Annotated in this window: 11 protein-coding genes; 3 read left to right on the forward strand and 8 right to left on the reverse strand. The window is 60.3% G+C overall.

Translation table 11 applies throughout. The annotated features are described in order from the left end of the window. Nucleotides 1–98: 98 nt before the first annotated feature. From QWZ03_RS18895 to QWZ03_RS18920, 6 genes are all read right to left on the reverse strand, one after another. Nucleotides 99–1,046 (reverse strand): DegV family protein, encoded by a 948-nt coding sequence (locus QWZ03_RS18895; protein WP_290334170.1) that lies wholly within the window; start codon nt 1,044–1,046, stop codon nt 99–101. A gap of 186 nt (nt 1,047–1,232) precedes the next feature. Continuing rightward, nucleotides 1,233–2,963, reverse strand: coding sequence for an ABC transporter transmembrane domain-containing protein (locus QWZ03_RS18900; RefSeq protein ID WP_290334171.1), 1,731 nt, complete (start codon nt 2,961–2,963; stop codon nt 1,233–1,235). A 95-nt stretch (nt 2,964–3,058) separates the two neighbouring features. Beyond that, nucleotides 3,059–4,951 carry an MFS transporter gene (locus QWZ03_RS18905; RefSeq protein ID WP_290334172.1) on the reverse strand — a complete coding sequence of 631 codons (1,893 nt, stop codon included), beginning with the start codon at nt 4,949–4,951 and terminating at the stop codon, nt 3,059–3,061. 40 nt (nt 4,952–4,991) lie between these two features. Further along, entirely contained in the window at nt 4,992–5,792 is an 801-nt protein-coding gene (locus QWZ03_RS18910) for a DUF2145 domain-containing protein (protein ID WP_290334173.1), read from the reverse strand. Nucleotides 5,793–5,924: 132 nt separating this feature from the next. Further along, entirely contained in the window at nt 5,925–6,326 is a 402-nt protein-coding gene (locus tag QWZ03_RS18915) for a hypothetical protein (RefSeq protein ID WP_290334174.1), read from the reverse strand. A gap of 355 nt (nt 6,327–6,681) precedes the next feature. After that, the gene (locus QWZ03_RS18920; RefSeq protein WP_290334175.1) at nt 6,682–8,682 is read right to left on the reverse strand and encodes a methyl-accepting chemotaxis protein; all 2,001 of its coding nucleotides are present in this window, start codon (nt 8,680–8,682) and stop codon (nt 6,682–6,684) included. A 245-nt stretch (nt 8,683–8,927) separates the two neighbouring features. Here QWZ03_RS18920 and QWZ03_RS18925 point away from each other — a divergent pair, with 245 nt between their 5' ends. The 3 genes from QWZ03_RS18925 (at nt 8,928) to QWZ03_RS18935 (ending at nt 11,945) form a co-directional block, all read left to right on the forward strand. After that, on the forward strand, nt 8,928–10,124 hold the full coding sequence (locus QWZ03_RS18925) for a glycine C-acetyltransferase (protein ID WP_290334176.1): 1,197 nt from the start codon (nt 8,928–8,930) through the stop codon (nt 10,122–10,124). Nucleotides 10,125–10,234: 110 nt separating this feature from the next. After that, entirely contained in the window at nt 10,235–11,272 is a 1,038-nt protein-coding gene (gene tdh / locus QWZ03_RS18930) for an L-threonine 3-dehydrogenase (RefSeq protein WP_290334177.1), read from the forward strand. Nucleotides 11,273–11,723: 451 nt separating this feature from the next. Continuing rightward, complete coding sequence (locus tag QWZ03_RS18935) at nt 11,724–11,945, forward strand: hypothetical protein (protein ID WP_290334178.1); 222 nt, start codon at nt 11,724–11,726, stop codon at nt 11,943–11,945. A 70-nt stretch (nt 11,946–12,015) separates the two neighbouring features. Here QWZ03_RS18935 and mog read toward each other — a convergent pair whose 3' ends face one another. Both mog and yjgA read right to left on the reverse strand, forming a co-directional pair. Further along, the gene (mog, locus tag QWZ03_RS18940; protein ID WP_290334179.1) at nt 12,016–12,585 is read right to left on the reverse strand and encodes a molybdopterin adenylyltransferase; all 570 of its coding nucleotides are present in this window, start codon (nt 12,583–12,585) and stop codon (nt 12,016–12,018) included. After that, nucleotides 12,578–13,186, reverse strand: a complete 609-nt coding sequence (gene yjgA / locus QWZ03_RS18945) for a ribosome biogenesis factor YjgA (RefSeq protein WP_290334181.1) — start codon at nt 13,184–13,186, stop codon at nt 12,578–12,580. Before yjgA ends, mog begins: the two co-directional genes overlap by 8 nt. Nucleotides 13,187–13,223 lie beyond the last annotated feature (37 nt).

Here is a 13,223-nt window from a genome sequence, read left to right on the forward strand (position 1 = left end):
ATTTACATATAGCCCATATGCGGGCTGTCGCTGCAGGTGATATCCCATGAAAAAAGCCGCGAAATCTCGCGGCTTTCTGCCTTGTACCCGCAAAGGGGCTAGTCGAAGCGCACTTCCTTCTCTGAGGCAAATGCGAGCGACAAGCCGCCCACGCCGATATTGACGCAGGCCGTGCTGCTCATCTCGGACAGATAGACGTTGATGTTGCGGGGGCGGGCATCGGCCAGCAGGGCCACATAGCCCGGCATTTGCTCGACGACGGCAGGGTCGCCGCCGTAGCTGACATTGACGGTGGGGGCCAGCAGACCGCCATCGCGTATCAGCGTGCGGGCGGCCTCGAACAGCTTGTTACAGCCGGCCTCGAAGCCCCGTATCTTGCCGACGGGGTTGGTGTCGCCACGGTAGCCGCGCAATATGGGTTTGATATCCAGCGCCGAGCCCAGTGCATAGGTGAGGAAACCCACGCTCTTGTCGCCGCGACGGCGTGCCTGGCTATGCAATTGGCCCAGTTCGGACGGCACCAGAAAGGCCTGGGTGTGCTGGGTCAGTTTGTCCAGTTGGCGAATGATATCGAGGGTGGAGACATCGGCCGCGATCATGCGGGCGACTTCCGACACCACCAAGCCCTGGCCAGTGGCGACATTGGCACTATCAAACACCCTTAAAGAGAATGGCGCCTTGACGTTGGCTTGTTCGCGGATGGGCCGATAGTCGCTGAGTATGCGGAGCGAGGCATGGGTGGCATTCTCGAAGATCAGGCTACGGGTCTTCATCACCGTGATGCAGAAGACGTAGTCGAACTCCAGTACCAGACGGCTCAGGAACAGGTCGCGGATCTCATCGGGGCTGAAGGGGCGGGTAGCGAACTCCGCGTCACCATTTTCGGCTACCGATTTATAGAAATCCTGGGTTTCCTCTGGCAGGCGGTTGTCAACGAACTCGCCACCGGGGCCCTTGATGGAGACCGGCAGGATGACGATGTGGTGCTTGTCGAGAAAACTACGTGGTAGGTCGCAGGCAGAGTCTGTGGCGATACCAATGCGCATAGGGGAGTGTCTCCGGTAGTTATTGCATCGGGCCATCTCCGTGACCTCGCCGCTAGGCTAGCAGATCGAGCAACTGCTCGAAATATTCAATACCATCTTTTACTGATAAAGGTGGGTAAACGACACACTTATGCGATATTGTCAAGACAATGTCATTTCCTGAGGGCTGGGTTTCCCAGCCGGCGGCTATTGCTGAAACTGCAGGCTGGCCAGCCGCTGATACAGCGGGCTGCTTTGCAGCAAGTCGGCATGGCTGCCTATGGCGCTGATACGGCCGCCGTCCACAACCACGATGCGATCGGCGTGCAGCACGGTCGAGAGACGATGGGCAATGATCAAGGTAGTGCGTCCCTGCATCAGGGTTTCTAGCGCCTGCTGCACCATGCGCTCACTGTGGCTGTCGAGCGCGCTGGTGGCTTCGTCCAGCAGCAATAGGGGCCGATTGGCCAGGATGGCACGGGCAATGGCGATACGCTGGCGTTGCCCCCCCGACAGGCGCACACCGCGCTCACCCAGATTGGTGTGGTAGCCCTCTGGCAACTGCACGATGAATTCGCTGGCAAACGCCGCTTCACAGGCTTGCCGAACCTCGTCCTCACTGGCGTCGGGCCGGCCATAGCGCACATTGTCCAGCACGCTCATGGCAAAGATCACGGCCTCTTGCGATACCAGGGCGATGCGCTGGCGTAGTTCGTGGATCCTAGCATCGCGTAGGTCGACGCCATCTATCCGTATGGCGCCCTGGGCGGGGTCGTAAAAACGCAGCAATAGCTGGAATACCGTGCTCTTGCCCGCGCCGGATGGCCCCACCAGGGCCACTTTCTCGCCAGGCGCTACCTGCAGGCTGAAATCCTGTAGGGCAGGCTGTTGCGACCGGCTCGGGTAGTGGAAGGTGACCGAGCCGAACACCACTTCGCCGGAGGAGGGCTGCGGCAATGGTACAGGCTGGGCCGGTTCGGCGATGTCCGGGCGGGTGGCCAGCAGTTCTACCAGGCGTTCCAGCGCCCCGGCGGCGCGTTGAATGTCGCCGATGACTTCCGAGATGGTGGCTACTGCCCCTGCCACGATGACCGCATAGAAGACAAAGGCGGACAACTGGCCGGCGCTGATCTTGCCTGCCAGCACATCGTGCCCGCCTACCCACAAGATGGCGGCAACGGCGCCGAACACCAGCACCATCACCACCACAATCAGGCTGGCTCGCTGGCGTATGCGCTGCCGGCTGACACCGAAGGTGGCCTCCACCCGGTCGGCAAAGGCCTGCCTGTCGCTACCCTCGTGACCATAGGCCTGCACGGTACGTATCTCATGCACGGTTTCATCAATGACATTGCTGACTTCGGCCACCTTGTCTTGCGCGGCACGGGCCAGTTTACGCACCCGCCGGCCAAACAGCAGGATAGGGGCCACTACCAGTGGCACCCCCACCAGTACCAGCAAGGTCAGCTTGAGGCTAGTGATGGCCAGCATGACCAAGCCACCGACCAGCAGCAAGGCATTGCGCAAGGCCATCGAGGCCGATGAGCCGATAACGGTCTCGATCTGGGTGGTATCGTTGGTAAGGCGCGAGATCACCTCGCCGGTACGGCCCGTCTCGAAGAAAGACGGCGGCAAGGTCAACAGGTGATCGAATACCTTGCGGCGCAGGTCGGCCGTGACACGCTCACCCAGCCAGGAGACAAAGTAGAACCGGGCGTAGGTGGCGGCCGCCATGATGGCGATCAGGCCAAACAGGGCCAGCAATATCTGATCAAGTAGGGCAGGGTTGCTGGCGACGAAGCCCCGGTCTATGACGGCCCGCAGCCCTTGGCCTACCAGCAGCATGCACGCGGCAGCGAGCACCAGCGCCATGGCTGCATAGACGATGCGGGCTTTGTAGGGAGCCAGCAACTGGCGTATCAGGGTGGCAGGTTGCATTGATGATTCCGGTAATGAAACGGCCCGACTGCCTTGGCAGATCGGGCCTGGGATGGAAGGTTCAATCAGCCCGGCTTGGTGGCTGCGGGCTGTGTTTATTTGCTGTTGCCACGCAATGCCAGCACGCGTTGCTGCAGGTCTTCCACATTGACCTCGGCAGCTGGCACGGGCTGGCTTGCGGCCAGGGTGATGCGCGACCAGAAGCGGCGGGGCATCTTGACCATGGCGCTACCGTCCTTGCGGCTGAAGAAGCTACCCCACAGGCCGCGCAAGGCCATGGGCACCACCGGGGCGCCGCTGCGCTGGGCCAGCTCCTGCACCCCTGCCTTGAAGGTATTCAGTTCGCCATCAAAGGTGATCTTACCCTCGGGGAAGATGCAGACCACCTCGCCTTGGGAGAGGTATTCCTGCACCTTCATGAAGGCGCGTTCCTTCATGGCTGGGTCTTCCTTGGCTGGGGCTATGGGTACGGCGCCGGCAGTACGGAAAATGAAGTTGAGTACCGGCACCTTGAAGATGCGATGGTCCATGACAAAGCGTACCGGCCGCCGCACTGCGCCGCCTATGACCAGCGCATCCATGAAGCTCACATGGTTGCAGACCAGGATGGCGGCGCCTTCTTCCGGAATATTGTCCAGCCCCTCGTGCTTGACCCGGTACATGGTGTGGGTGGCTATCCATACCAGAAAGCGCATCAGAAACTCGGGTTGCAGGCCATAGACATATAGCGCGACCGGGATGTTCATGATGGCGACGATCAGCAGCAACTGCGGAATCGTCGCGCCGGCCTCCAGCACCAGTACGCTGACCACGGCCGACACCACCATAAAGCAGGAGTTGAGTATGTTGTTGGCGGCAATGATGCGGGACCGGTATTCCGGCTCGCTGCGCATCTGGATCAAGGCATACAGCGGCACAATGAAGAAGCCGCCAAACACCCCGAGCAAGGTGATATCGGCCAGCAGGCGCCAATGACTTGCATCCTGCAGGAAGGCCAGCCAGCCTACCTGTGCAGCAGGGCTCATAGGGGCGGCGAAGTAGAGGTCGATGCCGAATATGCACATACCTATGGAGCCAAAGGGCACCAGGCCGATTTCCACCTTGCGGCCCGACAAGGCTTCGCACAGGGCTGAACCAGCCCCCACGCCGATGGAAAACAGGGCGACCAGCAAGGTATAGACTTCGGCATTGCCGCCCAGCACATCCTTGGCATAGCTGGGTAGCTGGGTCAGGTAGACGGCACCGAAAAACCAGAACCAGGAAATCCCCATCAGCGAATGGAATACCGTGAGATTGCGGCGGCTCAATCGAATGATGTGCCAGGTCTCGGTGAAGATATTCCAGTTGATCTTCAGGTTCTTGGCTTGCGGCGGTGCCGGTGGCATGGCGCGGCTGCTGAGGTAGCCCAGTACGGCAACGGCAACGCAGGCCGATGCGATGGCGCCAGCCATCAAGGAGGCATTCTCCTTATTGCTCTCGATAATCAGCGTGCCACCGATCTGGCCCAGCAGGATGGCGATGAAGGTCCCCATCTCAATGAGGCCATTCCCACCCAACAATTCACGCTCGTCGAGGTACTGCGGCAGGATGGAATACTTGAGTGGGCCAAACAGGGCTGAATGCACGCCCATCATGAACAGGCACACCATCAGGGTGGCTGCGCTTTGCAGGATAAAGCCGGCAGCGGCTACCGCCATGATGGCGATTTCCATCAGTTTGACAAAGCGTGCCAGATGGGCCTTGTCGTAGCGTTCGGCCAACTGGCCGGCGGTGGCCGAGAACAGGAAGAAGGGCAGGATGAAGATGCCGGCTGCGGCATTGATGAGCGTGGCGGAGTTGATGCCGGCAAAGCCCAGGCCAAAGAAGGCGATCATCACCAGCATGGCGTTCTTGAACAGATTGTCGTTGAACGCGCCAAGGAACTGGGTAATGAACAAGGGCAGGAATCGCCGTGTCTTGAACAGATCAAACTGATTGTTGTTATGCATGGATGCTCCGGTCAAGGTAGGGCACGTGTCTCTTTCCTGATTATTCCAGCCGGATTACCTCACGGCTGATCAAACTCTGCTGGGCCTGCAGGAATTCCGCAATGGATTCCACAGTAACCACGGCAATCTTGCCTGCCAGGCGCTTGTTCGTCGGGTGGTCGTCAAAGGCCACGTTCTCGTTGAACAGGCGTCCACCCAGGCGGCTGAAGGTACGCAGCCGGATGACGCTGGGCTGATAGCCGCGCACTTTGAGCCATTCCTGTGCTGCCTGTCTATTGTTCAGGCGCCCGGTATCATCCAGCGCCCCCGCCAGTGTCTCCAGCAGCCACTGATTGGAGTTCTGGTAGCGGGTGGAAAAAGGGTAGGCCACCACATTGTAGCGGGCTTCATGCATGCGGCCAGGATGGCGCAAGCGCTCTGCCAGCCGGGCTTGCAGCGGTGCAGGCAGGGTCAGCAGCAGGGCCTCGTTCTCCACCACATCCAGAAAAACATTCCCCAGGCCCTCGTTATAGAGGCTGGAGCGGTCGCTATGGCACTCGTTGAGCTCATGCACCACCAGCCACCTACCCTGCGGGTGATCGCGCCAGGCCAGCGCGGCATGGGAGTAACGCAGACCGTACTTGCTCATGTCGCGCCCCACCCGCGCAACGATGGCGACCTGCTGCTGGCTGGTTTCCAGCCGGGTACGTACCTTGAGTGCCAGCGACAGCGCATGCTGCAGCTGGTCGGGCCGGGCAGGCAGCTCGTCGCAACCGCGCCCCGCCTGTGCAGGTAGGGCCATCAGGCAGGTGGCGGTGAACAGGGCAAACGAGGTTGTGCAAGCCTGTTTGGCGAGACGCATGCGGTGCTCCGTGGTTGGCAATACCGTTGAGGTGGATAGCCACCAACAAAACCTGCGCTGCACATTAGTTCTGGCGCCTGCAGCAGGCTCTCAGCGGTACGGCAGTGTCCGATGGGTTTTTACCGGTGATGCTTATTGCACCTTGGATTGATGCAGCAAAGACTTGCCAACCTCGTTGGGGATGAATGCCACGGCTTTGCCAGATGCCACCAGGGCATGGCCGCTGGCATGGCTGGTGACCTTGATCACCTGGCCTACGGCGACTGACGCGCCCCCCATGGCCTGGCCACTGAGTTTGACCACCACGCTGGCACCCTTGCCGGTCTGCCGCAACACCCAGATGACACCGTCACCTACCTTCTCGGCAGACTCCAGCACCAGCTCGGCACCCTCGGATACCACCACGGCGGAACCGCCGACGACGCTGGCTACGCCCAGGGCAGATAAGGCTGAGCCTTCGGAAATATCGGCGGCAGCATGAGCGGGCAGGGTAAGCAGATTGCCAGCAAGCAGCAGGCAAAGCAGAGAGCGCATGGTGGACTCCATCGTGTTTGATGTCGTCTGCATAAGAGCGGCTAACAAAACCCAGCGTAGCGGTTCTGGCTAGGCGTGCGAGCGCAGGCGCGCGCAGCAGACAGTACGTGTGTACGGCAAGCTCGCACAACAACGCCAGAAGGGTTTTGTTAGCGGCTCTAAGGACGACGCGAGCGCAGAGTAGCAGGCATGCCGCGCTTTGCCTATGCGGCGGGAATAGTTGGCAGGCGGTGTTCGGCTGGGTGGATGCCGACTAGAAGCCAGCCAGCTTGGCTGCGTGCAATGCACTCAAGCTGGCGTGCTATTGGGCAACATCGTGAACAGGCTCCCTGGCTGGGGGGGCCTCCACGCCGGGTCAGACGGTAAAGTGCCGGGCTGTCTCGGCCAACTGGCTCGATAGTTTGTGCAACTGCTTGGCCGCCGTTGCACCCTCGCCGGCGGAGTTGGCATTCGACTCACTCATATTGGCGATGGATTCAATATGCTGGGCCAGTTGCTGACTGGCACTGCGTTGTTCCAGCAGGTCTTCGGCTATGGCCTTGATGGCCAATACCATTTCTGCCGTGGTGTGATGGATGCGCTCGATAGCGCCGTTGGCGGCATCGGCATCATGCCGGCCGGCCTCTACCGTTTGCACAGTAACCTGCATGCGGCTTACGGCTTCTTCTGCCGCATGGCGTATCACGCCGGCAAAGTTGGCAATCTCGCTGCTGGCAGTGGCAGAGCGGCCTGCCAGTTTGCGTACTTCATCGGCCACCACGGCGAAGCCGCGTCCGGCCTCGCCTGCCCGGGCGGCCTCGATGGCGGCATTCAAGGCCAGCAGGTTGGTCTGGTCGGCGACATCACGTATGACGCTGACTACCTGGGTAATGGCGGCCGATTGCTGGCCTAGTGACTCGATGGTGCGGGCGGCCAGCCCGACATCCTGCGCAATGGTATTCATATTGCCTATGGACTGGCGTATCACGGTCCTGCCCCCGGTTGCCGCCTCATTGCTGCTGAGCCCTTGCTGGCAAGCCGTATCGGCGTTGCTGGCGCCATGTACGATCGAGGTACTGAGTTGCTCAATCGCTGCGGCGGCCGCAGCTACTGCATCACTCTGGGTGCTGCTGGCATGGGCGACTTGTTCCACGCTTTGTGCAAGCTGCTGGGCGGCCTGGGTCGATTGCTCCGCCAGGCGCAGCATCTCTACCACCAGATCACGCAGTTGGTCGCGCATCTGGGCAATGCTGGCCAGGAGACTGCTCTGGTCACCGGCTTGTAGCGGAATCGTGGTATCCAGGCGGCCTTCGGCAATGCGCTTGACGATGCCCTCTACCTGGAAGGGCTCGCCGCCAAGCTGGCTGGTAATGGAGCGATACAGCGCTACAAACAGCAGGGCTATAGCCAGCAGGGCCAGCACACTGGCACCGACATAGATGTTGCGCTGCGTGGCGATGCGATCCAGTCTGGCCACCAGCAGGCCATCCAGCGACTTGCTGCCAGCCAGTGTCAAGGCCAGTGCCTGGCCTGCACTGCTGTTGCCGCGCTGTTGCACGGCCGTGGTGTCGGCATCAAGCTGATTGCCCAGTACCGCGTCGACATGCTCACTGACCGACAGCATGGCGGCCTTGAGTTTCTCCGGCTGGTCTTGCAACTGAGCGGCGATGGCCTTGTTGTAGCCTATGCTCTTGTCCAGATTGCCGCGCATGCCTGCATGCGCATCAAACACCAAGGGCCGCAGCTCCACCAGCCGGGTACGGGATGCATCGTCCACTGCCTTGTCGTGCAGACTGCGCAGCAGCAGGGCCGTTTGCTCACCCAGCCTGGCCGCCAGTGTCGGCAATTTCACGCAGACGCTGTCCATCAGATAGTAGGAATCGATGTCGGGGTCCAAGGTCAGGTTGGAATTATCGCAGGCGGTCACCATCAGGTTGAGGGTGCGATCTATCGCGGCGCTATGGAGCACCACTCGTTCCGCCGGTGGCTTGGCATCGCCGCTGCGCGCTGCCAGCCAGGCACTTTTCATTTCGCCGTAGGCGCTGGTGGTCACCAGATCGCTGCCCATCTGCTGCTCGCTGGCGGCAATCTTGGCCAGGCCGGTCTCGATCCGGCTGGCGCTGTCCGTCAACTGGGCGGCAGCGTCGGGGCTGGCGGTCAGGTTACGGCGCTGTACCAGTGCCTCCAGCAAGGGTAGGGTGCTTTCCAGATAGGCAACGCCCAGTCGCTCCTTGGCCGAGAAATCGACATTGTCCTGATTGGTGCGGTACAGGCTGTAGCCCAGATAGACCAGGGCAAGTGCGGATACTGCGCCGATAAGGCCAAAGCGGGCCGGATAGCTCATGCGGCGCATGATGGTTGCGACGGAGTTGATCATGTTGCTCTCCTTGCAATCGGCACATCGCGGCGGCCACCTTCGATAGATATGGCCAGAGCGGGTGAAGACTGCGCTATCCCCCATGTAGAGGATATGGTACTGCGGATACCTATTTATATTATAAATCAATGCTGAAATTTTAAGCAGCCATTTGCCAGGAGGCAGGCGGTGGCGGGTCGGTGTAAAATCCTGTTTTCTGCCCACCCGGCTACTATGCGGCCCACTAGGCCCACCCGAGGAGACCCATGAATTCCGCCTTCCTGACCCATCTGGAAACCGAACTGGCTGCCATCAAGGATGCTGGCTTTTTCAAGCCCGAGCGCGTGATAGCCAGCCACCAGCGTGCCGACATACGGCTGCGTGATGGCAGCGAAGTGCTCAACTTCTGCGCCAACAACTACCTGGGGCTGGCGGACGATCCACGCCTGATTGCGGCGGCCAAGAAGGGGGTGGATGACTATGGCTATGGCGTGGCCTCGGTACGCTTTATCTGCGGCACTCAGTCGGTTCACAAGGATCTGGAAGGCGCTATCTCGCGCTTCCTGGGAACGGATGACACGATTCTTTACTCCAGCTGTTTCGACGCTAACGGCGGGGTGTTTGAAACCCTGTTGGGCGAGAGCGATGCAGTGATCTCGGACGAGTTGAACCACGCTTCGATCATCGACGGCGTGCGCCTGTGCAAGGCCCAGCGCTACCGCTACAAGAACAGCGACATGGCCGACCTGGAGGCGCAACTGCAGGCGGCCGATGCGGCAGGCGCGCGCTTCAAGCTGATCGTCACCGATGGCGTTTTTTCGATGGACGGTTATATCGCCGACCTGAAGTCGGTATGCAACCTGGCCGACAAATACCATGCCTTGGTGATGGTGGACGATTCCCACGCCGTCGGGTTTATTGGTGAAAATGGCCGAGGTACACCAGAACACTGTGGCGTGGCCGACCGGGTGGATATCTACACTGGCACGCTGGGCAAGGCCTTGGGTGGCGCATCCGGTGGTTATGTGGCGGCCAGGCAGCAGATTATCGACATGCTGCGCCAGCGTTCGCGCCCCTATCTGTTCTCCAATTCGCTGGCGCCGTCCATTACTGCCGCCAGTCTGGAGGTGTTCCGCATCCTGGAGACCGATGGCGCCCGCCTGCGTGCCAAGGTCAAGGCCAATGCCGAGCTGTTCCGCAGCAAGATGAGCGCCGCTGGCTTCACCCTGCTGCCGGGCGAGCACCCTATCGTCCCGGTGATGCTGGGCGATGCGAGGTTGGCGGGCGAGATGGCGGCCAAACTGCTGGAGCATGGCGTGTACGTGATCGGGTTCAGTTTCCCGGTAGTGCCCAAGGGTAAGGCGCGTATCCGTACCCAGATGAGTGCGGCCCACTCTGCCGAGCATATCGAGCGGGTGGTGGCAGCCTTCACGCTGGTAGGCAAGGAACTGGGCGTGATCTGACCGGCTCAACGGATAGTTTGGGTTTTCCTGGGAGGTCTTTCACGAGAAGGCCTTCTACACTGTCGAGTGACAACACGAGCGGCGGCAAGACTGCCGATGGGAAGCAAGCGATGAAAGCACTGGTTAAAGCCGAGGCCGCCCCTGGCCTTACCCTGCAGCGCGTCAAGAAGCCAGAAGTTGGCCATAACGACCTGCTGATCAAGATACGCAAGACGGCGATCTGCGGAACCGACATCCATATCTGGAAGTGGGACGAGTGGGCGCAGAAGACCATCCCGGTCGGCATGCATGTGGGCCATGAATACGTGGGCGAGGTTGTCGGCATGGGCTCGGAGGTCAAGGGCTACCAGATCGGAGATCGGGTATCGGGCGAAGGCCATATCACTTGCGGCTATTGCCGCAACTGCCGTGCAGGCCGGGTGCATCTGTGCCGCAACACCACGGGTGTGGGGGTGAACCGCGAAGGGGCGTTTGCCGAGTATCTGGTCATTCCAGCGTTCAATGCCTTCAAGATTCCGGACGACATCCCCGACGAGATCGCTTCGATACTGGATCCTTTCGGCAATGCCACCCATACCGCGCTGAGCTTTGACCTGGTTGGTGAGGATGTGCTGATTACCGGTGCCGGCCCTATTGGCATCATGGCTGCGGCCATCGCCCGCCATGTCGGCGCCCGCCATGTGGTGATCACAGACGTAAACGAATACCGGCTGGAGCTGGCACTCAAGATGGGGGCCAGCCGTGCGGTCAATGTGGCCAAGGAAAAACTGCCCGATGTCATGAAGGAACTGGGCATGACCGAGGGCTTTGATGTGGGCCTGGAAATGTCCGGCAACCCGCAAGCCTTCAGCGGCATGCTGGAATCCATGAACCACGGTGGCAAGATCGCCTTGCTGGGCATACCGCCGGGCACCATGGCCATCGACTGGAATCAGGTTATTTTCAAGGGCTTGATCATCAAGGGCATCTATGGCCGTGAAATGTTCGAGACGTGGTACAAAATGGCCGCCATGCTGCAATCAGGGCTGGATCTGAGCCCCATGATCACTCACCGCTTCCCGGTGGAGCAGTATGTAAAGGGGTTTGAAACCATGCTGTCGGGACAATCGGGCAAGGTGATACTGGACTGGGCTGAAGCCACTGCTTGATAATCTGACTTGAGTCGGAAAAAAGCGCAGCCTGTGCTGCGCTTTTTGCTTTTTGGCCGATTCAGCCTTGATTCACTCACTACCCATTATAAGAGCCTGTTCAAAGTCTTTTCGCCGTGCGCCGGCCCGCTGGGCTGAGCTGGAAAATGGCCAGGCACAAGGCGTGGTGCGCAGGCAATAACAAGTTATTGCCAAGCGCTACAACGCAGTGAATGGCCGTTTTCCAGCTCAGCCCTTCGGGTTCGCAGCCTTGCCGGCGAACGGCGGCGTTGCAAGCCGCTGACGGTACCCGTACCGCTGCGCGGCTTGCGCCTTGCCCTTCATCCGGCAAGGTTGCGAACGACGAGGCGAAAAGACTTTGAACAGGCTCTAAGTATTGTGGAGCATGCCATGCTTGCTGCTGAGCGGCGTTGGCCTGAAAAAGAAGATTCATGAACAGAGGAGAAAATACATGACCATCCTGCGCGTACTCGCCGTCGTCTTTATTCTGGCTGGTAGCCTGGGTCTGGCCCAGCGCAGCATCGACTACACCAAGGAAACCCACGCCGCCAAGCTGGGACCGATCGAGTTCTCGGTCAAGGAGAAGGAGAGCATTGTGATCCCGCCATGGCTCAGCGGCTCGGCAATTGCGTTGGGTGTGGTGCTGCTATTGGTGGGTGGCAAGAAGCGCTAAGCGCCACTGCGCCCGTTATTGGGTGGAGTTAAGCTTGCCCTGGGCGGGCTGGGGCCACCCGACTGCGCGGCTATTTCTTGGGGCGGAAGGCCTTGACCCGCTCTTCGTGCGTTTCGATAAAGGCTGCGCCGATCAGATCCAGGCAGTAAGGCACGGCGGCAAAGATGCCTGGTACCACGACCTTGCCTTCTGTATCGCGCAGGCCTTCCAACGTTTCCTTGATGGCCTTGGGCTGGCCGGGCAGGTTCAGTATCAGTGCCTGGCCGCGTATCACCCCGGTCTGGCGCGACAGGATGGCGGTCGGCACAAACTGCAGGCTGATCTGCCGCATCTGCTCGCCAAAACCCGGCATGATACGGTCGGCAACCGCCAGCGTGGCCTCTGGAGTGACATCGCGCGGCGCCGGGCCGGTGCCGCCTGTGGTCAATACCAGGCCGCAGGCCTCGGTATCCACCAGGGCGACCAGGGTGGATTCGATCAAGCCCTGTTCGTCCGGTATCAGTCGCTCTACCAGCTCTATGGGTGTGCTGATGGTGGCATGCAACCACTCACGCAGGCTGGGTAGCCCCTTGTCTTCGTAGACACCGCTGCTGGCGCGATCGCTGATGGAGACAAGGCCGATACGTAGTGGCTTACTCATCGTCTTCCTCGTCGTCCTCATCATCACTCGAAGCCAGCAGGGCAGGCTCGGGGTAGAGTTCCTTGAGGAACTGGAACAAAGAGCGGAAGTGCTTGGGCGGCTTTTGTGCCGCACGTTCTGCCCTGGCGTTGCGCACCATAGTCCGTAGCTGCTGGATGTCGATCTGCGGATGTTCCTCGATCAGCTTGGCAACAGCCTTGTCATCCGCGACCAGTTCGTCGCGCGTACGCTCCAGTTGATGCAACCAGGCATTCTGCTTGTCGTTGTCGCCCCGCAGGCTATCGAGCAGAGCCTGGATGGGTGCCGGATCGATATCGCGCATCAGACGGCCTATATACTGGCGCTGGCGCTTGATGGCGCCATTGGCTGTGATCTTCTGGGCATCCTTGATGGCTACCAGCAAGGCGTCTGGCAGATCCAGCTTCTTCAGTTGCAGCTTGGACAGGCCTATCAGCTCCACCCCCAGATCCTGCAGCGCCTCCACGTCGCGCTTCATCTGTGACTTGCTGACGTATTCGATTTCATCGTCAGCTTGAATATCTTGGGCTTGATCGGGTGCGGAACGGGACTTGCGGGACATGGTGGCCAGCTTGGTTATCATACGGGCTGATATGATACCGGACGTGAGCCACTAAGGC

It is taken from the genome of Chitinimonas viridis, assembly GCF_030409555.1.
Classification (GTDB): Bacteria; Pseudomonadota; Gammaproteobacteria; order Burkholderiales; family Chitinimonadaceae; genus Chitinimonas; species Chitinimonas viridis.